At 67.0% G+C, this 20,745-nt stretch carries 20 protein-coding genes; 9 read left to right on the forward strand and 11 right to left on the reverse strand.

What is annotated here, in order from left to right; translation table 11 throughout:
* Positions 1 to 66: 66 nt before the first annotated feature.
* The 7 genes from ASF00_RS15525 (at position 67) to ASF00_RS15555 (ending at position 6,538) form a co-directional block, all read left to right on the forward strand.
* Positions 67 to 1,188 carry an 8-amino-7-oxononanoate synthase gene (locus ASF00_RS15525; protein WP_055881311.1) on the forward strand — a complete coding sequence of 374 codons (1,122 nt, stop codon included), beginning with the start codon at positions 67 to 69 and terminating at the stop codon, positions 1,186 to 1,188.
* Complete coding sequence (gene bioD, locus ASF00_RS15530) at positions 1,185 to 1,802, forward strand: dethiobiotin synthase (RefSeq protein WP_055881314.1); 618 nt, start codon at positions 1,185 to 1,187, stop codon at positions 1,800 to 1,802. The genes ASF00_RS15525 and bioD overlap by 4 nt, the downstream gene beginning before the upstream one ends.
* A complete protein-coding gene (locus tag ASF00_RS15535; RefSeq protein ID WP_055881317.1) occupies positions 1,799 to 3,058 on the forward strand; it encodes an adenosylmethionine--8-amino-7-oxononanoate transaminase in 1,260 nt (419 codons plus the stop codon). Before bioD ends, ASF00_RS15535 begins: the two co-directional genes overlap by 4 nt.
* Positions 3,059 to 3,149: 91 nt before the next feature.
* A complete protein-coding gene (locus ASF00_RS15540; protein WP_055882347.1) occupies positions 3,150 to 4,259 on the forward strand; it encodes an extracellular catalytic domain type 1 short-chain-length polyhydroxyalkanoate depolymerase in 1,110 nt (369 codons plus the stop codon).
* Positions 4,260 to 4,428: 169 nt separating this feature from the next.
* Positions 4,429 to 5,799 (forward strand): MATE family efflux transporter, encoded by a 1,371-nt coding sequence (locus tag ASF00_RS15545; protein WP_055881319.1) that lies wholly within the window; start codon positions 4,429 to 4,431, stop codon positions 5,797 to 5,799.
* An 88-nt stretch (positions 5,800 to 5,887) separates the two neighbouring features.
* A complete protein-coding gene (locus tag ASF00_RS15550; protein WP_055881323.1) occupies positions 5,888 to 6,106 on the forward strand; it encodes a hypothetical protein in 219 nt (72 codons plus the stop codon).
* Positions 6,107 to 6,142: 36 nt separating this feature from the next.
* Positions 6,143 to 6,538 (forward strand): MAPEG family protein, encoded by a 396-nt coding sequence (locus tag ASF00_RS15555; protein WP_055881326.1) that lies wholly within the window; start codon positions 6,143 to 6,145, stop codon positions 6,536 to 6,538.
* Between the two features lie 3 nt (positions 6,539 to 6,541).
* Here ASF00_RS15555 and mmsB read toward each other — a convergent pair whose 3' ends face one another.
* From mmsB to ASF00_RS15590, 7 genes are all read right to left on the reverse strand, one after another.
* A complete protein-coding gene (gene mmsB / locus ASF00_RS15560; protein WP_055881330.1) occupies positions 6,542 to 7,417 on the reverse strand; it encodes a 3-hydroxyisobutyrate dehydrogenase in 876 nt (291 codons plus the stop codon).
* 187 nt (positions 7,418 to 7,604) lie between these two features.
* A complete protein-coding gene (locus ASF00_RS15565; RefSeq protein ID WP_055881333.1) occupies positions 7,605 to 8,381 on the reverse strand; it encodes an enoyl-CoA hydratase in 777 nt (258 codons plus the stop codon).
* A 104-nt stretch (positions 8,382 to 8,485) separates the two neighbouring features.
* On the reverse strand, positions 8,486 to 9,526 hold the full coding sequence (locus tag ASF00_RS15570; protein WP_055881336.1) for an enoyl-CoA hydratase/isomerase family protein: 1,041 nt from the start codon (positions 9,524 to 9,526) through the stop codon (positions 8,486 to 8,488).
* 112 nt (positions 9,527 to 9,638) lie between these two features.
* Positions 9,639 to 10,784 (reverse strand): acyl-CoA dehydrogenase family protein, encoded by a 1,146-nt coding sequence (locus ASF00_RS15575; RefSeq protein WP_055881340.1) that lies wholly within the window; start codon positions 10,782 to 10,784, stop codon positions 9,639 to 9,641.
* A gap of 52 nt (positions 10,785 to 10,836) precedes the next feature.
* Complete coding sequence (purU, locus tag ASF00_RS15580) at positions 10,837 to 11,682, reverse strand: formyltetrahydrofolate deformylase (RefSeq protein ID WP_055881342.1); 846 nt, start codon at positions 11,680 to 11,682, stop codon at positions 10,837 to 10,839.
* Positions 11,679 to 12,062, reverse strand: coding sequence for a VOC family protein (locus tag ASF00_RS15585; RefSeq protein ID WP_055881347.1), 384 nt, complete (start codon positions 12,060 to 12,062; stop codon positions 11,679 to 11,681). Before ASF00_RS15585 ends, purU begins: the two co-directional genes overlap by 4 nt.
* The gene (locus ASF00_RS15590) at positions 12,062 to 13,588 is read right to left on the reverse strand and encodes a CoA-acylating methylmalonate-semialdehyde dehydrogenase (RefSeq protein WP_055881350.1); all 1,527 of its coding nucleotides are present in this window, start codon (positions 13,586 to 13,588) and stop codon (positions 12,062 to 12,064) included. The genes ASF00_RS15585 and ASF00_RS15590 overlap by 1 nt, the downstream gene beginning before the upstream one ends.
* A gap of 106 nt (positions 13,589 to 13,694) precedes the next feature.
* On the opposite strand from ASF00_RS15590, the gene ASF00_RS15595 reads away from it, so the two are divergent.
* Positions 13,695 to 14,600, forward strand: coding sequence for a LysR family transcriptional regulator (locus tag ASF00_RS15595; protein ID WP_055881354.1), 906 nt, complete (start codon positions 13,695 to 13,697; stop codon positions 14,598 to 14,600).
* Between the two features lie 54 nt (positions 14,601 to 14,654).
* The gene (locus ASF00_RS15600; RefSeq protein WP_055881359.1) at positions 14,655 to 14,972 is read left to right on the forward strand and encodes a hypothetical protein; all 318 of its coding nucleotides are present in this window, start codon (positions 14,655 to 14,657) and stop codon (positions 14,970 to 14,972) included.
* Positions 14,973 to 15,151: 179 nt separating this feature from the next.
* Here the strand turns inward: ASF00_RS15600 and ASF00_RS15605 are convergent, their stop codons facing one another.
* From ASF00_RS15605 to ASF00_RS15620, 4 genes are all read right to left on the reverse strand, one after another.
* A complete protein-coding gene (locus ASF00_RS15605) occupies positions 15,152 to 16,231 on the reverse strand; it encodes an acyl-CoA dehydrogenase family protein (RefSeq protein ID WP_055881362.1) in 1,080 nt (359 codons plus the stop codon).
* Between the two features lie 4 nt (positions 16,232 to 16,235).
* A complete protein-coding gene (locus tag ASF00_RS15610; RefSeq protein ID WP_055881365.1) occupies positions 16,236 to 17,432 on the reverse strand; it encodes an acyl-CoA dehydrogenase family protein in 1,197 nt (398 codons plus the stop codon).
* A gap of 172 nt (positions 17,433 to 17,604) precedes the next feature.
* Positions 17,605 to 19,161: an alginate export family protein gene (locus ASF00_RS15615; RefSeq protein WP_235525904.1), complete on the reverse strand. Its 1,557-nt coding sequence runs from the start codon at positions 19,159 to 19,161 to the stop codon at positions 17,605 to 17,607.
* 52 nt (positions 19,162 to 19,213) lie between these two features.
* Positions 19,214 to 20,560: a dicarboxylate/amino acid:cation symporter gene (locus ASF00_RS15620; protein WP_268795105.1), complete on the reverse strand. Its 1,347-nt coding sequence runs from the start codon at positions 20,558 to 20,560 to the stop codon at positions 19,214 to 19,216.
* Positions 20,561 to 20,745 lie beyond the last annotated feature (185 nt).

A 20,745-nucleotide genomic window follows, 5' to 3' on the forward strand; every position in this document is an offset into this window, starting at 1 on the left:
TGCAGTGGCGCGAGGTTTGGACCCCGCGCTATCGTCTTCGCGCCGCATAATGACTAGGGCGGCGCGATGATGTTCGCCGACCAGGAACGAGACCTCGCCACGCTGACCGCCGCCGACCGGTACCGGTCGCTCCGCCCGCGCACAGGCATCGACTTCGCCTCGAACGACTATCTGGGGCTTGCCGGATCGGAGCGATTGCGCGCCGCGATGACCGAGGCTCTGGCGACCGGCGTACCGGTAGGCTCAGGCGGATCGCGGCTGCTGCGGGGCAATGCGCCCGAGCATGAGGCGCTGGAAACGGATGCCGCGCGATTCTTTGGGACCGAGGCCGCGTTATTCTTCGCCAGCGGATATGTCGCCAACACCATCCTGTTTGCGACGCTGCCGCAGCGCGGCGACCTGATCGTCCACGACGCGCTGATCCATGCCAGCGCGCACGAAGGGATGCGCCTGACGCGCGCGACCATCGTCGCGGCGGCGCATAATGACGCGGCCGCATTCGCGGACGCGATCGTCGCATGGCGCACGTCGGGCGGTACCGGTCGCGTGTGGATCGCCGTCGAAAGCCTCTACAGTATGGATGGCGACCAAGCCCCGCTCGCCGCACTCGCCGAGATCGCCGATCGCCACGACGCGATCCTGCTGATCGACGAGGCGCATGCGACGGGCGTGTTCGGCACCGATGGTCGTGGCCTTGCCGAGGGACTCGACGGGCGGGAGAACGTCATCAGCCTGCGCACCTGCGGCAAGGCGCTCGGTTGCGAGGGCGCGTTGCTGTGTGGCGCCGCGGTGATGCGCGACTTCATCGTCAATCGCGGTCGTGGCTTCATCTTCTCGACCGCGCCGTCGCCGCTGATGGCGCTGGCCGTCGGCGAGGCGTTGAGGATCATGGCGGACGAACCCGCGCGGCGCGATCGGCTGTGGGACCTCGTCGCGGTCGCCGAGCGCGTGCTGGCGCCCTATGACGTGGCGGCGACCGGGTCGCAGATCCTGCCGTTGGTCCTCGGCGATGCGGCGCGGACGATGCGCGTCGCGGGCGCGATCCAGGCGGCAGGGTTCGACGTGCGCGGGATCCGGCCGCCGACCGTGCCCGAGGGCGGGTCGCGGTTGCGGATATCGTTGACGTTGAACGCGACCGCGGCGGATATCGAGGCTTTGGGTGCGGTTATGAAAGAGGCGCTGCAATGACGATCGTCGTCACCGGGACGGACACCGATATCGGCAAGACCGTGTTCGCCGCGGGACTGACCGCCGCGCTCGGCGCGCGCTACTGGAAGCCGGTGCAGGCCGGGCTGGCGGACGGCAGCGATGCGGCGTCGGTCGTGACGCTCGGCGTCCCCGCGGACCGCGTCCTCCCCGAGGTCTACCGGCTGACGACGCCGTGCTCGCCGCATCTCGCCGCCGAGATCGACCGCGTGGCGATCGATCCGGAGCGGCTCGCGCTGCCCGAGGTCGACGGCGCGCTGGTGGTCGAGGGCGCGGGCGGAGTCATGGTGCCCGTCACGCGCGAGTTGATCTTCGCCGACCTTTTCGCGCGATGGGCAAAGCCCGTGGTGCTCGTCGCGCGGACCGGGCTCGGCACGATCAACCACAGCCTGTTGTCGATCGAGGCACTGCGCAACCGCGGCGTGCCGATCCTCGGCATCGCGTTCGTCGGCGACGCGGTCGAGGATAGCGAGGCGACGATCGCCGCGCTCGGTAAGGTCCGCCGGCTCGGCCGCCTGCCGCGTCTCGATCCGCTGAACGCCGCGACGCTGGCCGAAGCGTTCGTCGCGAATTTCGACCTGGCGGCGTTCCGGTGAGCGAGTCCCCCGTCTGGCACCCCTTCACGCAGCACGGCCTGCGCGAGCCGATCCCGCTCGTCACGCATGCCGAGGGCGCCGCGCTCTACACGGCGGATGGCCGGCGGATCGTCGATGCGATCTCGTCCTGGTGGGTGACCACGCATGGCCATGCCAACCCAAAGATCATGGCGGCGATCGCCGAGCAGGCGGGCAAGCTCGACCAGATCATCTTCGCCGGCTGGACGCATCAGCCCGCCGAGGACCTCGCGCGCGGCCTCACCGCGATCATGCCGCCCGAACTGACGCGCGTGTTCTTCTCCGACTCAGGATCGACCAGCGTCGAGTGCGCGCTGAAGATGGCGCTCGGCTATTGGCTCGACCGCGGCGAGTATCGCCACCGCATCCTCGTGCTCGAACATGGCTATCACGGCGACACGATCGGCGCGATGTCGGTCGGCGCGCGCGGCGTGTTCAACCGGGCATATGCGCCGCTGCTGTTCGACGTCGGGACGATCCCGTTTCCCGCCGCGGGGCGCGAGCAGGCGACGCTCGACGCGCTGGAGAAGGCCTGCGCCGCGCATCCGGCCGCGTTCATCGTCGAGCCGCTGCTGCTCGGCGCAGGCGGGATGCATATCTATCCCGCGCATATCCTAGCCGAAATGCGCCGCATCTGCGCGCGCCACGGAGTCCTGTTTATCGCCGACGAGGTGATGACCGGCTGGGGCCGCACGGGCACGCTGCTCGCGTGCGAACAGGCAGGCGTGGTGCCCGATATCCTGTGCCTGTCAAAGGGGCTGACCGGTGGCGCGATCCCGCTCGCGGTGACGATGGCGACCGAGGCAATCTACCAGGCGCATTACGGCACCGACCGGTCGCGGATGTTCTTCCACTCGTCGAGCTACACCGCCAACCCGATCGCCTGCGCCGCCGCCACTGCGAACCTGTCGATCTGGCGCGACGAACCGGTGCGCGACCGCATCGCCGATCTCGCCGCCCGTCAGGCGACGCGGCTGGAGGCACTCGCCCGACATCCCCGCATCGCCAATGCGCGCCAGATCGGCACCATCACGGCGGTCGAACTGCGCGGCGAAGACGGCTATCTGTCGCAGATCGGCCCACGCCTGCTCGCGTTCTTCGGCGCCCGCGACCTGCTGCTCCGCCCGCTCGGCAACACCGTCTACGTCATGCCGCCCTATTGCATCGACGATGCCGATCTCGACCGGATCTACACAGCGATTGGCGAAGCGTGCGACACGCTCGGGCAAGACACCTGACCTTTTTGCTGCAGTGCAGCAACAAATGATGTACTTCCCACGTTGAGACATGATCGCGGCCGAGTTCGCGTTGCGACGAAAGGCTCGATTTGTGAGAAACATCGCCGATACCATCGCCCGCATGGCGCGTGCCGGGGCACCAATCCCGCGCGACACTGCGCCGACCCGCCTGACACCGTTGATCGAATTCGGCACGAACCCGGGCGCGTTACTCGGCTACAGCTATGCACCGCCCGGTCTGCGCGCCGGCGCGCCTTTGGTCGTCGTCCTGCACGGCTGCACGCAGACCGCGGCGGGCTATGATCACGGGTCGGGCTGGTCGCAGCTTGCCGACCGGGCCGGCTTTGCGCTGTTGTTTCCCGAACAGACGCGCGCGAATAATCCCAACCTCTGCTTCAACTGGTTCGCCTCCGAAGACACCGCGCAGGCGGGCGGCGAGGCGGAATCGATCGCACAGATGACCGAGACGATGATCGCGCGCCACGCTCTCGACCGCAGCCGCGTGTACGTCACCGGTCTGTCCGCGGGCGGCGCGATGACGGTCGCGATGCTGGCCACGCGACCCGACCTGTTCGCGGGCGGTGCCGCGATCGGTGGACTCGCCTACGGCACCGCGACAGGCGTGTCGCAGGCGCTCGACCGGATGCGCGGGCATGGCGACACCAGCGACACGGCGCTGGTCGAGCTCGTCCGCAGCGGCGCGCGCGGTCATGACGGGCGCTGGCCGACCTTGGCGATCTGGCATGGCGGCGCGGACGCGACCGTTAGCGTCGCCAACGCCGACACGATCGCAAGGCAGTGGCGCGGCATCCACGGCGTCGACGCGAAAACGGTGCGTGAGGACCGCAAGGGAAACGCGGTGCACCGGACCTGGTCGGACGCGCAGGGGCGCGCGGTGGTCGAGGATTGGACCGTGCCGGGGATGGGGCACGGCACGCCGATCGATCCATCGCGCGGCGAACGGCTCGGCGCTGTGGGGCCGTTCATGCTCGACGTCGGGATTTCGAGCACCGCGGTCATCGCCAGCTCCTGGGGCCTGATCGACACCGCCGCCGCGCCCAAGCCCGCGGCGGGCGACCGCGTTGCGAAGATCGCGATTCCGGTGACGCCCAAGCCCGCCGCGAAGCCGCGCGCGGCGGCTCCGGCGGGGGTCCAGGCGACGATCGAACACGCACTCCGCGCCGCCGGGTTGATGCGATAGGGCGGCATACCGACTAGCGTTAAGGTCTTTGATGCGCACTCACCCCCCTTTCGTCAGGATGACGGAGTAGGTAGTGGCGGGGTCCTCGCCGCGAGCGCGCGCCGGATTGCCCCACGCCGAAGCATCGGTCGGTGATCGACTTGCCGGCGAACCGGGGTAAAGCCGGGACATGATCACCCCGCCCCGCCCCTGGCGCACCGAATTCAAATCCACGCTGACACTCGCGTGGCCGCTGGTCGCGACGAACCTCGCGCAAGCGCTGGTCGGCGCGACCGACGTGGCGATGCTCGGGCGGCTCGGGTCGGATACGCTGGCCGCGGCGACGCTGGGGCTCAACCTCTATCTCGTCTTCCTGATCTTCGGCATGGGCCTGACCACCGCGGCGGTGCCGATGATCGCGCGCGAGCGTGGCGCACGGCCGCATGCGGTGCGCGATATCCGGCGGACCGTGCGCCAGACCATCTGGGTCGCCGCCACGCTCTGCATCCCGTCCTGGATCATCCTGTGGAACGCCGAAGCGATCCTCGTCCACCTGCTCGATCAGGATCCGCGCCTCGCGCACGAAGCGGCGCGGTTCGTACGCGCGGTCATGTGGGGGATGTTGCCGAGCCTCGCCTTCCTGGTGTTGCGCGCGTTCGTCGCCGCGCTCGAGAAACCGGCCTGGTCGCTGGTGGTGATGGTCGGATTGCTGGTCGTCAACGCCGCGCTCAACTGGCTGCTGATCTTCGGCCATGCAGGGCTGCCCGCGCTCGGCCTGCTCGGGTCTGGCACCGCGAGCAGCATCGCCAACGGTCTGAGCTTCGTCGCGATGGCCGCCGTCATCGTCTACGTTCGGCCGTTCCGCCGCTACCGTCTGCTCGGCCGGTTCTGGCGCCCGGATTGGCCGAGGTACCGCGCGGTGTGGACACTCGGGCTGCCGATCGCGATCACGCTCGGGTTCGAATCGACCGTGTTTATCGCCGCCGTCTTCCTCATGGGCCTGCTGGGCACCGTGCCACTTGCCGCACATGCCATCGCGATCCAGATCGCGAGCGTCACCTTCATGGTCCCGCTCGGCATCGCGCAGGCGGCGACGATCCGCGTCGGTCTCGCCTCGGGGCGGGGCGACCGCGCCGGGATCGGCCGCGCCGGCTGGACGGCGTTCGCGATCGGCGAGGGCTTCATGGTGCTGACCGCCCTGCTGCTCGTGCTCGCGCCGCAACTGCTGATCGGTATCATCCTCGACGTCGACGCGCCTGCCAACGCCCCGGTCGTCGCGCTGGCGATCTCGCTGCTCGCGGTGGCTGCGGTGTTCCAGGTCGTCGACGGCGCGCAGGTGATCGGCGCGGGGATGCTGCGCGGGCTCGGCGACACGACGGTGCCGATGATCTTCGCGGCGATCGGCTATTGGGGGATCGGCATCGGCGTCGGCGCCTGGCTCGCCTTCGCACACGGCTGGGGCGGGGTCGGCATCTGGACGGGACTGGCGACCGGCCTGGCGGTGGTGGCGGTGCTGATGATGACGCGGTGGCACGCCCGCGAACGGCTTGGACTTGACTAAGCCTCGCTTGATCCCTTTGTCGTATAATAGTTGTGATACATAACCGCTTTGGCGTGTTAACATGTGTTACACTATGGGAGCCTGACACATGCCTGATCAAGACCGCATCGTCGCGATCGGGTTGCTCACGCAGCGCGACGTCTTCGCGCTCGGCCACGACCTGTCGCGAGTCTATCCGATCGACGAGGCGCCGTGCTTCGGTGCGTTGCTCGGCGCGATCGACGATGCCGACCGCGCGTTCCACCGCGCGCATGATGCGCGGCAGCTTGCCAGCGCACCCCGACACGGCGCAACCTCGCGCGGGTAGCGGCGTTCGAGACCCGCACCCCTGCGGAGATCGACGATGACGCTGCCTACCGAATTGCTGCTGCTGGGCTGGTCGACGGTCCTGCTGTTCGCCTATGTCATGATCCAGGGACAGACCGCGACGCGCGATCGCGGGCTCGACTGGAATGCCGGCCCACGCGACGGCGACCAGAAGCCGCTGGGCGAGATGGCCGGCCGCGCCGAACGCGCGCTGAAGAACTTCCAGGAAACCTATCCGGTGTTCGTCGCGCTCGCGCTGGGGCTGGCGGTGACCGATCGCACCGGCGGGCTCGGCGCGATCGGTGCTTGGCTGTGGTTCGGCGCGCGGATCGCGTACATCCCGCTATATCTGTTTGGCATCCGCTATGTCCGCAGCCTGTGCTGGCTGGCGTCGATCCTCGGGCTTCTGCTGATGCTGATCCGCTTCCTCTGAGATTCAGTCGCGCAAGGTGCGGATGATCGCCGAGAAGTCGAGCCCACCCTGCCCGGCCGCCGCGAACGCTTCGTAGCGCTCGGCGGCCTTCGCGCCCATTGGCGTATCCGCGCCGACGTCCTGCGCTGCCGCCATTGCGAGGCGCAGGTCCTTGAGCATCAGCGCGGCTGCGAACCCGCCCTGATAGTCATGGTCGGCGGGCGTGTCGGGCCCGATCCCGGGCAGCGGCGCATAGCTCGTCATCGACCAGCTCTGGCCCGAGGATACGCTGGCGATGTCGTAAAAGGCCTGCGGGTCGAGCCCGAGCTTGTCGGCCAGCACGAACGCCTCGCAGGTCGCGATCATCGTCGCGCCGAGGATCATGTTGTTGCAGATCTTCGCCGCCTGCCCCGCGCCGTTCGCGCCGGCGTGGATCACCGCTTTGCCCATGTCGGCGAGGATCGGCTGCGCGCGATCGAACGCCTCGCGCGAACCGCCGACCATGAAGGTGAGCGTCCCCGCATTGGCCGCACCGATCCCGCCCGAGACGGGCGCGTCGACCGCGGCGAGACCCTTGGCCTGCGCCGCCGTCGCGACCTGCTTGGCGGTCGCGACGTCGATCGTCGAGCAGTCGATCAGGATCGCGGAGGGCGATGCGACGCCGAACAGCGTGTCGTACACCTCGGCGACGTGCTTGCCGGCGGGGAGCATCGTCACGATCGCCTCGGCACCGTCCGCGGCTTCGGCGGCGGAGGCGACGGGCAGGCAGCCGGCGGCTTTCGCCCGGTCCAGCGCGTCGGTGCTCAAGTCGAACGCGCGGACGTCATGACCCTTCTTCGCGAGGTTGGCAGCCATCCCGCCGCCCATGTTGCCGAGCCCGATGAATCCGATGCGTGCCATGTTCTCTCTCCTAAATCTGCCGCGGCGACTGTGTCGCTCGCGATCCAACCCCGCGATCTGCGGCTACGTCCTGCCCCCCAAACTCCGTCGCCCTGACGAAAGTCAGGATCCAGAGCCAAGACCGACACCGCCCGTAACCCTGGATCCTGACTTTCGTCAGGATAACGGGCGGGCGGCGACGCGCCTGCTACTTCCCCGTCCAGCTCCCCGCGCGCTTCTCGACGAAGGCGGCCATGCCTTCGCTCTGGTCCGCGGTGCCGAACAGCCCGTGGAACAGCCGCCGCTCGAACTGGACGCCCATCGCGAGCCCCGTCTCGAACGCCGCGTTGACCATCTCCTTGTTCGCCAGCACCGCCAACGGCGCCATCGCGGCGATGGTGGCTGCGGTCTTCACCGCTTCCTCGACCAGCTCGTCGGCGGGGATGATCCGCGAGACGAGGCCTGCACGCTCCGCCTCGACCGCATCAATCATCCGCCCGGTCAGCACCATCTCCATCGCCTTGGCCTTGCCGACCGCATGCGTGAGGCGCTGCGATCCCCCCATGCCGGGGGAGACCGCAAGCTTGATCTCGGGCTGGCCGAACTTGGCGGTGTCCGCGGCGAGGATGAAGTCGCACATCATCGCAACCTCGCAGCCGCCGCCCAGCGCATAGCCCGCGACCGCGGCGATGATCGGCTTGCGCGTCCGCGTCACCTGCTCCCAGCCGGCGAAGAAGTTGCTGGCATACATGTCGGCAAAGCCCTGGCTCTGCATCTCCTTGATGTCCGCGCCCGCGGCGAACGCCTTGGCGCTACCGGTCAGCACCGCGCAGCCCTGCGACGGATCCGCATCGAACGCGGTGAATGCGGCGATCAGGTCCGCGAGCACCTGCGAATTGAGCGCGTTGAGCGCCTGCGGCCGGTTGAGCGTGACGAGCGTGACCTGCCCGCGCTGCTCGACGAGGATCGTTTCGTAATCGGCCATGTCAGTCTCCAATAAGCATCGTCATCCTGGACTTGATCCAGGATCCAGAGCCACGAGCGTCATCGCAAATGGCTCTGGATCCCGACTTTCGTCCGAATGACGGATTAACCCGGCGTCCACGCCTCGCTCTCCGGCAGCGGCGCGAAGATCTGGTCGATCACGTGATCGGTCACGTCCTCGGGCGTCGCCGGATCCCAGCGCGGCGCATTGTCCTTGTCGACGATCACCGCGCGGACGCCCTCGATGAAGTCGTGCCGCTGCACGACATGGGCGCCGACCGCGTATTCCTGTTTCATCTCGTCCGCGAAGCTCGCCATCGCCGCACCCTCGTGGAGCAGCCGCAGCGACACCTTCATCGTCTGCGGCGACTTGGTCCTGAGCGTCGCAAGCGTCTTTGCCGCCCACGCGCCACCATCGGCGTCGAGCGCGGCAAAGATCTCCTCGAGCACGTCGGACGCAAACAGCCGGTCGATATCCTCGCGATGCGTCATGATCTCGGCATCGTCGGGTACGTCGGACGACCCTTCGAGTATGACGTCGATCTCGCGCGGACGCTCGGCGATCCAGTCCTTCACGCTCTCGAGCTTGGCGCTCGTCAGATAATGCGTCGCCAGGCCTAGCGCCAGGCAATCGGCGCCGTTAATCCGGTGCCCGGTCAGCGCGAGATACTGCCCGATCCGCCCCGGCAGCCGCGACAGATACCATCCCCCGCCGACATCGGGGAACAGCCCGATCCCCGTCTCGGGCATCGCGAACTTGGTGTTCTCGGTCGCCACGCGATACGTACACGGCAAAGTGAGCCCGACGCCGCCGCCCATCGTGATCCCGTCCATGAAAGCGACGATCGGCTTGGCATAGACGAACAGCCGGTGGTTCATCCGGTACTCGGCATGGAAGAACGCCCGCGCCTCGACGCCGTCGGTTGCACCCGATGCGGCCAGCATCCGGATATCACCCCCGGCACAGAATCCGCGACCCTCGGCATGATCCACGACGATCGCCTCGACCGACGCATCCCCGCGCCACGCCTCGAGCGCCTCCAGCACGCCTTCGCACATGGCGAGGTTCAGCGCGTGCAACGCCTTTGGCCGGTTCAACCGTATCCGGCCGACAGGCCCCTCTTTCTCAACGATCAGGTCGGTCACGACGCAAGCCTTTCGGGCAACATCTCTGCGCTCTCTGCGCCTCCGCGCGAAAAATCTTTGCGCGCAGAGGCGCAGAGAGCGCGGAGAAGAAAGATGGGATCGCTGCGCGGGCTCATTGCCGGGTCAGTTCGCGGCCGACGATCATGCGCATGACCTGGTTTGTGCCCTCGAGGATCGAATGCACGCGCAAGTCGCGCCAGAAACGCTCGATCGGGTAATCCTGCAAATACCCATAGCCGCCGTGCAGCTGCAACGCGCGGTCGACCACCGACGAGCCGGTGTCGGTCGCCAGCCGCTTCGCCATCGCCGCGAACTTGGTCTTGTCGGGCGCGTTCGCGGTCACCTTGGCTGCCGCGATGTACAGCAGCGCGCGCGCCGCCTCCAATTCGGTCGCCATGTCGGCCAGCATGAACTGCGTGTTCTGGAAGTCCGCGATGGGCTTCCCGAACTGCTTGCGGTCGCGCGTATAGACGATCGCCTCGTCAAGACACCGCTGCGCACCGCCGAGCGAGCACGCCCCGATGTTCAGCCGCCCGCCATCGAGCCCCATCATCGCGATCCGGAACCCCTCGCCCTCGCCGCCGACCATGTTGGCACCCGGCACGCGCACGCCGTCGAAGATCACCTGCCGAGTCGGCTGCGAATGCCACCCCAGCTTCTTCTCGTTCGCGCCGAAGGACACGCCGGGCATGTCCTTTTCAATCACCAGGCAGGAGATGCCCTTGGGGCCGTCCTCACCCGTGCGGACCATGGTGACATACACCTCGTTCTCACCCGCCCCCGAGATGAACTGCTTCGAGCCCGTCACGATCCAGTCGTCGCCGTCGCGCACCGCGCGCGTCTTGAGCGCGGCGGCATCCGACCCCGAACCCGGCTCGGTCAGGCAATAGCTGGCCAGCCGGTCCATCGTGACGAGATCGGGAAGATACTTGTCCTTCACCGCGGCCGATCCGAACCGGTCGATCATCCACGCCGCCATGTTGTGGATGCTGATGAACGCGCTCGTCGACGGGCACCCGTACGACATCGCCTCCATGATCAGCGCGGCTTCGAGACGCCCGAGCGCGATCCCGCCGCTCTCCTCGCTGACATAGATCGCCGCGAAGCCGAGCTCGGCCGCCGCCTTGATCGTGTCACGCGGAAAGATGTGCTTCTCGTCCCACTCCGCCGCATGCGGGGTGATCCGGTCGGCGGTGAAGCGGCGCGCCAGCTCCTGGATCTCGCGCTGGTCATCGGTAAGGTCGAACTGGTTCATCATCTGTCCTTCAGCGCGCGGCGCCGGTTCCGGTCGTCCGCGCAAGTCCTCTCGTTCAGCGGAATACCACGGTCCGCTTGCCGTTGCGCAGCACGCGCCGCTCGGCGATCCATCCCACCGCCCGCGCGAGCACCTGCGCCTCGCTGTCGCGACCGATCGCGATCAGATCCTTGACGGTCGCGCGGTGATCGACCCGCTCGGCAGCCTGCTCGATGATCGGCCCCTCGTCGAGGTCGCTCGTCACGAAATGCGCGGTCGCGCCGATCAGCTTCACGCCGCGCGCATGCGCCTGGTGATAGGGCCGCGCGCCCTTGAAGCTCGGCAGGAAGCTGTGATGGATGTTGATGCACCGCCCCGCCAGCCGCTCGACCAGCCCGGCGCTCAGTACCTGCATATAACGCGCGAGCACCAGCAGGTCGGCCCCGCTCGTCTCGAACAGGTCGATCAGCGCCGCCTCCTGCGTCGCGCGGCTGTCCGCATCGACCGGCAGGTGATGGAAGGGCAGCCCGTGCCATTCGGTCAGCCCGCGCAACGCCTCATGGTTCGACACCACGCCGACCGGATCGATCGGCAGCGCGCCGGTCGACCAGCGATGGAGCAGGTCGTTCAGGCAATGCGACGTCGTCGACACCGCGACCAGCACGCGCGGCCGCGCCTCGGCGGCAACCAGCGCCCAGTCGAGCGCAAACGCCGCGCCGACGGTGCCGAGCCGCGCGCGCAACTCCGCCTCGCCGTCATCGAGCGCGCTGAACACGACGCGCATGAAGAAGCGCCCGGTCTCGAGATCGGCATATTGCTGGCTGTCGAGAATGAACCCGCCTGCCGCGGCGAGCGCGCTCGTCACCGCGGCGACGATGCCGACGCGGTCCTCGCAGGTGAAGGTCAGTATCTGCGTGGTCATGCGCGCGTCCCGATCAGGTCCCATCGGTTGCCGTATAGATCGGCGAACACGACGACCCAACCATAGGATTCGCAGCGTGGTTCCTCCTGAAAGGCCACGCCGCGTGCCCGCATCCGGTCATAGGCGGCGTGAAAGTCGTCGACTTCGAGGAAGAACGCGACACGCCCGCCAGCCGCACGGCCCAGCGCATCGGCCTGCTCCGATCCGACCGCACGCGCGAGCAACAACGAGGCACCGCCGCCCGGCGGGGCCACGCGGACCCATCGCTTGCCGTCGCCGAGATCGATATCCTCGACCAGCGCGAACCCGAGCGCATCGACGAAATAGCCGATAGCCTCGTCATAGTCGCGAACGACCAGAGCAACCGACGCGAGCCGCATCACCCCATCGTCGGAATGACGAACGCGTCGGTATTCCGCGCCGGCCCGCCATCCTCGGCCATCGCCGGCAATGCCGACCCATCCGGCCAACGCTGCGTGATCGTCTTGACCTTGGTCCAGAACTTCACGCCTTCCATCCCGTGCTGGTTGGTGTCGCCGAACGCGCTGCGCTTCCACCCGCCGAAGGTGTGATACGCGACCGGCACCGGAATCGGCACGTTGATCCCGACCATCCCGACGTTCACCCGCGCCGCGAACTCGCGCGCGGCGTGGCCGTTGCGCGTGAAGATCGCGACGCCGTTGCCATATTGATGCTCGCTCGGCAGCCGCACCGCCTCCTCGAAGTCCGTCGCGCGGACGATCTGCAGCACCGGCCCGAAGATCTCCTCCTTGTACGCCGACATCTCCGTGGTGACGTGATCGAACAGCGACGGGCCGATGAAGAAACCCTTCTCATGCCCCTGAAGCGCGAACCCACGCCCGTCGACGACGAGTTCGGCGCCTTCGTCGACACCCGTCTGGATCCAGTTCTCGATCCGGGTGCGATGCGCCGCGTTCACCACCGGCCCGTAATGCGCGTCGTTGTCGGTCGACACGCCCACGCGCAATGCGGCAATCGCCGGGATCAGCTTCTCGCGCAAAGCAATCGCGGTCTTCTCGCCGACCGGCACCACCACCGGCAGCGCCATGCACCGCTCGCCCGCCGAGCCGAACGCCGCGCCCGACAGGTCGGCGACGACCTGGTCGAGATCCGCGTCGGGCATGACGATACCGTGGTTCTTCGCCCCACCCATCGCCTGGACGCGCTTGCCCGCCTCGACGCCGCGGCGGTACACATAATGCGCGATGTCGGACGACCCGACGAAGCTGACCGCCGCAATCGCCGGATGATCGAGGATCGCGTCGACCATCTCCTTGTCGCCGTGGACGACCTGGAAGATGCCCTCGGGCAGCCCCGCCTCGACGAACAGCTCGCCCAACCGCACCGGCACCGACGGGTCACGCTCGGACGGCTTCAGGATGAACGCGTTGCCGGTGGCGATCGCGACGCCGCTCATCCACAGCGGGATCATCGCCGGGAAATTGAACGGCGTGATCCCAGCGCCGATGCCGAGCGGCTGGCGCATCGAATACACGTCGATCCCCGGCCCCGCCCCTTGCGTATACTCGCCCTTGAGGATGTGGGGGATCCCGCAGCAGAACTCGATAACCTCGAGCCCACGCTGGATATCGCCCTTCGAATCCGCGATCACCTTGCCGTGCTCGGACGAGAGCATGCGTGCCAGCTCGTCCATGTTCGCCTCCACGAGCCGCTTGAACTCGAACATGACGCGCGCACGACGCTGCGGGTTGGTCGCCGCCCAGCCCGGTTGCGCCTTCTGCGCGGCGGCGACCGCCGCATCGAGATCGACCGCACCCGACAGGCGTACGCGCGCCTGTACCTCGCCCGAATTCGGGTCGAACACGTCGCCGAAACGCTCGGCGGTGCTCGCTGCACCACTCGTGAAATTCTCGATGGTCCGCATGGCATCCTCTTCTAGTTGCGGGCATCGTCGGCCATAAGCGTTTCGCAGCCAAGTGGGGCTGTTTGCAGATCCGCTCTGCAAATGTGCAGCTTGAGGTGAGGCGGTCATGGATTGGGACGACGTCCGGTATTTCCTGGCCCTGGCGCGCGCGCACCGGCTCGGCCCAGCCGCAAAACTGCTCGGACAGGACGCGACCACAGTCTCGCGACGCCTGCAACGGCTCGAGCGCCGGCTCCAGACGACGTTATTCGAGCAGACCGTCGCGGGCTACGCGCTGACCGAGCGCGGCGCGGCACTCCTCGAACATGCCGAGACGATGGAGGCCTCCGCGCTCGGCATCCAGGAAGTCGTCGGCACCGATGCGGGCGTGCTCGCGGGGCCGATCCGGTTGAGCGTGTCCGAAGGGTTCGGCAGCCGTATCCTCGCGCCCCGGCTCGCCGCCTTCACCAACCAGTATCCGCGCATCGCGATCGACCTGATCGCCTCGACCGGGTTCCTCAACCCGTCGCGGCGCGAGGCGGATATCGCGGTGATGCTCGCGCGCCCGAAAAGCGGGCCGCTGGTCGCACGCAAGCTCACCGATTATCATCTCGGGCTCTACGCGCACCCCGATCACCTTGCGCGGAGTGGCCCGATCGCGACCACCGCGGACCTGATGCGGCACCGGCTGATCGGCTATGTCCCCGACATGATCTACGCGCCCGAGCTCCGCTATCTGGCCGAGATCGACAGCCGGCTCGACGCGTCGATCCGCAGCTCGAGCATCGTCGCGCAGGCCGAGCTGATCGCCGCCGGCGCCGGGTGCGGCATATTGCCGTGCTTCATCGGCGACGGCGTGCCGGGGCTGGTCCGCGTGTTGCCCGAGGCGGTCGATATCCAGCGCTCGTTCTGGCTGGTCGTCCACCGCGACGTCCGCCGGATCGCGCGGATCGACCGGTTCATCGCGTGGCTGGACGCGACCATCGGCGATCTGAAGCCGCTGATGCTGGGCACGATTGTCGCTCCCGGCTGAGGCTCGTATAGGCTGGCACTGACGCGGCACCGCCGTTTTTGTTCGGAGTGACGCGTGATCCCCAAACTCTATCATGATGCCATTATCTGGATCGGGGACGGCACCGGATTGCCCGACGCCATCCTCCATATCCACGCGGGCATGGCATTGTTGATGATCGCGCGGCTGGTCACGCGGCGATCGTTCGGGACGTTCATTCCGTGGTGGGTCGTCGTCGCCGGTGAAGCCTTCAACGAAATCATGGACCGGCTGAGCTTCGGGTCGTGGCGGTGGGAGGATACCTCGCTGGACATCCTCAACACCTTGCTCTGGCCGACCGTGATCTGCCTCGGCGTGCGGCTGCGCCCGATGATCGGGAAGCGCGGGCGGTAGGCTGCGCTTCCTTCCTGCCCCCCCTCACGGTCATCCCCTCACCGTCATTCTGACGAAAGTCAGGATCCAAAGCCACAAAAGCCGATGCCCGTGACCCTGGGCCCTGACTTTCGTCAGGGTGACGGGACAACTCGAAGTGACGGGGCGCGTCAGGACGACGGAGCGGCGGTGACGGGCTCTTACCCCAGCGCGATGTAGCGTTGCAGGTGATGATCCTCGTCGCCGAGCTGGTGGTCGATCATCACCAGCCGCTTTGCGTAATGCGACACCGCATATTCCCACGTCATGCCGATCCCGCCGTGCAGCTGGATCGACTCCTCCGCGACCAGCGCGCCGGTCCGCCCGATCGTGTACTTCGCCGCCGCCAGCGCCCGTGCGCGCGCCTTCGCATCGTCGCCGTCGAACGCCGAGGCGGCATTGATCACCGCGGACTGCGCCTGCTCGATCTCGAGCAGCACCGTCGCCATGCGGTGCTGGAGCGCCTGGAACTTGCCGATCGGCACGCCGAACTGCTTACGGTCGCGCAGATAGCCGAGCGTCGCCTCCTTGACGAACTCCATCGCGCCGACCGCCTCGGCCGACAACGCGAGCAACCCGGCGCCGACCGCCGCATCGACGATCGCCTGCCCCTGCCCTCCACTCCCAATGCGTGCGTCGGCGCCGAGCGTCACGCCATCGAACGTGACGTCGCCAGCGCCACCGCCCTCGACGACGTTGTAGCTGCGGACCGACACGCCGGCGGTATCCGCGGGCACGAGGAACACGAGCGGGTCGTCCTGCTCGACCACCACCACGAACACCGACGCCGCACCAGCCTGCGCCACGACCGCCTTGGTCCCGCTGAGCGTCCAGCCATCGCCGCTCTTCGTCGCGGTCACCGGCGTCGCGCCATCCTCCTGCGCAAACGCGGCGATCGTCTCGCCGGCGACGATCGCGGCGAGCGTCTCGTCATGCCCGCCGCCCGCGGCCAGCGCGCGACCGGCCATCAGCGCGCCCAGGAACGGCTCGACCACCAGCGCGCGGCCAAGCGCCTCGAACACCACCATGATGTCGAACCCGCTGCCGCCGAAGCCGCCCGCCGCCTCGTCGAACAGCGCCGAGACGATGCCGAGTTCGGTCAACTGCTGCCAGACCGCCGGGTCGTACCCGGCGTCGCTATACGCGCCCGCATTGCGCGTATCGATCGGATAGCCGTCCCGCAGCGCGCGAACGAGCGTGTCGGCGAGCATGCGGCGATCGTCGGTATGGTCGAAGTTCATGTGCTCAGAGACCCAGAATGGCTTTGGAGATGATGTTCTTCTGGATCTCGTTCGATCCGCCGAAGATCGACAGCTTGCGGTTGTTGAAATAGCTCGGCGCCGCCATCGCCGCATCCTCCGGCCCGACATCCTCGCCGTTCCACCCGGCTTCCAGAGCCTCGGGTATGTAGGGCGCAGCATAGGAGCCATAGGCGCGACGCGTCAGCGCGGTGATCTCCTGCCGGATCTCGGTGCCCTTGATCTTGAGCATCGAGCTTTCCGCCCCCGGCGCGCCGCCGCCCGCGACCGCGGCCAGCACGCGCAGGTTGGTCGTCTGCATGTTGGCGAGATCGATCTCGACGCGCGCCATCCTTGCAGCGAACAACGGATCCTCGGCGAGCGCCCGCCCGCCCTTCTTCTGCATCTGCGCGACTGCCTTCAACCGCTCGAACGACGCGATCGAGAAGCCGACGCCGGCGATGTTGGTGCGCTCATAGGTCAGCAGATACTTGGCATAGGTCCAGCCCTGATTCTCCTCGCCGACGAGGTTGGCGACGGGTACCTCGACATCGGTGAAGAACACCTCGTTCACCTCCTGCTCGCCGTCGATCAGCGTGATCGGGCGGACTTCGATGCCGGGCGACTTCATGTCGATCAGCAGGAACGAGATTCCCTCCTGCTTCTTGGCGGTCGCGTCGGTGCGGACGAGGCAGAAGATCATGTCGGCATGCTGGCCGAGCGTCGTCCAGGTCTTCTGGCCGTTGACGACATAGACGTCGCCGTTCCGAACCGCGGTGGTCTTGAGCCCCGCGAGATCGGAGCCTGCGCCCGGCTCGGAATAGCCCTGGCACCACCAGTCGGAGCCATCCAGGATGCGCGGCAGCCAATGCTTCTTCTGCTCTTCAGAGCCATATTTGATCAGCACCGGGCCGAGCATGTTCACGCCGAACGGCACCACGCGGGGCGCGTGCGCGAGCGCCGATTCGTTGTCGAAGATGAACCGCTGGATCACGCTCCAGCCGGGACCGCCCCACTCTTCGGGCCAATGGTTCGCGAGCCAGCCGCGTTCGTTCAGGATCGCGTGCCATTCCTCCATGTCCGCCTTGCGCAGGCGTTTGCCTTCGCGGACCAAAGTCGAGAGGCGGGCGGGGAGTTTGTCGCGGAAGAACGCGCGGACTTCGTCGCGGAACGATTCTTCTTCGGGCGTGAAGCTAAGATCCATGGCCATGTGCTCCTGATGTTGGAGTCCATGTGCCACAGTCGAACGCGAAATTGAAGGACCGGTATGGTCTAAATCGCATGGATCTTGACGCAATGTGTCGCAGGTTAATTCAGGCGGTATCACCGCCGTCCGCGTCATCCTGACTTGCGTCAGGATGACGGCGTGAGACCGATCAGAACCGGTAGCTGATCCAGCCGGCCAGGAAGTCCGAGCTCTTATAGCCCGCATTCGCCAGCGCGGGCCCGGCGATCAGATGCTCGTACCGCCCCGTGAACGACAGCCGCGAGGTGAACGGGTACACCGCCTGGAACCGGATCGTGTCGGCGATCTTCTTACCGCCAACATTCTGCGTGCCCGCAAACGCGGTCCCGTTCGCGCGGTACACCGCATCGCGTGTCGTATCGCGCCACGACAGCTGATATTCCGCGGTCATGCGCAACTTGCCGAACGGCGTGAACGTGACGTTCGGGGCAAGCGCCATCAGGTTGGTCGGCGTCGCGAACAGCTGGTAGCTGTAATAGATGTTGTTGCCGAACGGCGCGAGCGCGGTGCGCAGCGTGCCGTTCCCGTACGCGCCGCCACCGCTGGCATAGTCCGCATGGAAACCGATCCGCGGCGCGGTCTTGCCCTTCCCCAGCTGATACGTCTGCGCGAGCAGCAACAGCCACGCCTTGATCGAGCGGTTGTCGTAGGATCCGCCCTGATAGTTAATGGTCCAGTCGAGATTGACCGGCCCGGCATCGCCCCAGATGTGCAGCCCGTAGAAGTTACGGACTTCGCGGGCGGTGTCGGTGCCCCACACCGCCGAGCGGTTGCGCAGCCGCCACAGGAACGGATCGACATAGAGTTTCGACCCGCCGAACAGCGATTCCGGCACGACCAGCCCGGTCGAGATACCCGAGAACCGCCGTGCGCTCTCGGCATTGTCGTCCTGCGTCCCCCCGTTCCCATAAGCGGTCGGCTTGAAATCGAACACGTCGGCGCGGACGCCGGCGGTGCGCGCCCAGGCCCGGAACCCGTTGAACCCGAAATACAGCGTGTTGTTGTCGCGCGGCACCACCATCAGGTTCGGACCGTCGGCAAACGTCTGGCGACCATAGCGCACGCCGACATCGACATCGGCGACCGTCCCGGTCAGGTCGACGAACGCCTGCTGCACCGCCAGCCTGTTACGCAGGTTCGGCAGCGCGGTACCCAGGTTTTGCCCCTCCAGCGTGCCGTGCGCGAGTTCGCCATAGAAGCGAAGATGCTGGCCGACATGCAGATCGGCGCCCCCGAACAGGCGCAGAATATCCTGCCGCTGCGCTTCGGCGTTGCGCAGATTGGGATTGGTCGTTTCGTTGACGCGCAACCGCGCCTCGCCCGACAGCGTCAGATAGACGTCGCCGTCACGCGCGATCGAGATGAACTTGAGCTGGTCTACGATGTCCTTGCGCTTCTTCGGATCGCGCAGTTTCGACCAGTCCTCCGCCCAGCGCGACTGGTTGTAGCCGCCTGCGGTGACACCATCGCCGATCGCGGCATTGGGATAGGCCTCGGCGATCGGCGACGCTTCGGCCGTGCTGGACAGCTCCTTGGCGCCAATTCTCGCCTGCGTCGAAGGCGCGTCGTTGGCAGGCGCCGGCGCGGTCTGCGCGGCAACGGTGGTCGAAAGTGCGGCGGTGGTCGAAAGTGCGGCCGCGGCAAAGCCGGCCGCATACCGCAAGCGGCGCATCGTCGGTAGGGTCATGAGATAATCCGGTACTGGTGGGTGGGGACGGACCAAGCCGTCCCCACCGACATCAATGGGCAGTCGCGGCATCGGCGGGCAGCGCCGCCGGCACGAACTCGGGAAGCTTGCCCGACAGCGCCGCGTCGAGCTTGTCGCGGTCGAGTGCGCCTTCCCAGCGGGCGACGACGATCGTCGCGACCGCGTTTCCGATGAAGTTGGTCAGGCTACGGCACTCGCTCATGAAGCGGTCGACACCGAGGATCAGCGCCATGCCCGCGATCGGCACGGTCGGCACGATCGACAGCGTGGCGGCCAGCGTGATGAAGCCCGCGCCGGTCACGCCCGCCGCCCCCTTCGAAGAGATCATCGCGACGACCAGCAGCAGCAATTCCTGCCCGAGCGTCAGATGCGTGTTGGTCGCCTGCGCGATGAACAGCGCCGCCAGCGTCATGTAGATGTTGGTACCGTCGAGGTTGAACGAATAGCCGGTCGGCACGACCAGCCCGACGACCGACTTCTCGCAGCCCGCAGCCTCCATCTTCTGGATCAGGTTCGGCAGCGCGGCTTCCGACGACGACGTGCCGAGCACCAGCAGCAGTTCGGCCTTCAGATACTTGATCAGCTTGAAGATCGAGAAGCCCGTCAGGCGCGCGACGGTGCCGAGGATGACCACCACGAACAGGATTGCGGTCAGATAGAAGGTCGCGACCAGCGCACCGAGATTGGCGAGGCTGCCGATCCCGTATTTGCCGATCGTGAACGCGATCGCGCCGAACGCACCGAGCGGGGCTGCGCGCATCAGGATGCCGACCAGCTTGAAGACGATCAGGCTGAGCCGCTCGAGGAAGTTCAGCACCGGCTTGGCAGGCTCGCCGACCAGGCTGAGCGAAATGCCGAACAGGATCGCGACGAGCAGGATCTGAAGGATGTTCCCTTCGGTGAACGCGCTGACCATCGTGTCCGGGATGATGCTCATCAGGAACCCGGTGATCGTCGTCTCGTGCGCCTTGACGGTGTAGTCGGCGATGCCCTTGGTATCGAGCGAGGCGGCGTCGATGTTCATCCCCGCGCCCGGCTGGACGACGTTGGCGACGATCAGGCCGACGATCAGCGCGAGCGTCGAGAAGAACAGGAAGTAGGCGAACGCCTTGCCCGCGACGCGGCCAACCGACCCCAGTTCCTTCATGCCCGCAATACCCGTGACGAGCGTCAGGAAGATCACCGGAGCGATGATCATCTTCACCAGCTTGATGAACGCATCGCCGAGCGGCTTGAGCGCTGCGCCGTACGTCGGATAGAAATGCCCGAGTGCCGCGCCCAGCGCGATCGCGATCAGCACCTGGATGTAGAGCTGGCCGCTCCAGCGCTTGCGCGCGGGCGTTTCCGCGACGCCATATGTCTGGGATGGTAGGGTCAACATCGCCTCCTGAAAACCTTCGCCCGTTGTCACGGGACGTTATGGCGACGGTAATGCCGGGCCGGACCGCGGACTACAATACCGGGTCGGACCCTATCTAAAACGTTGGTTTTGCGTGGTTTATGGACATACCCTGTCTTCTGATGTGCGAAAAATGTCACTTTTCAGCGGTAGCGGGACGCTTT

The sequence above is a fragment of the Sphingomonas sp. Leaf34 genome (assembly GCF_001421805.1).
GTDB lineage: Bacteria > Pseudomonadota > Alphaproteobacteria > Sphingomonadales > Sphingomonadaceae > Sphingomonas.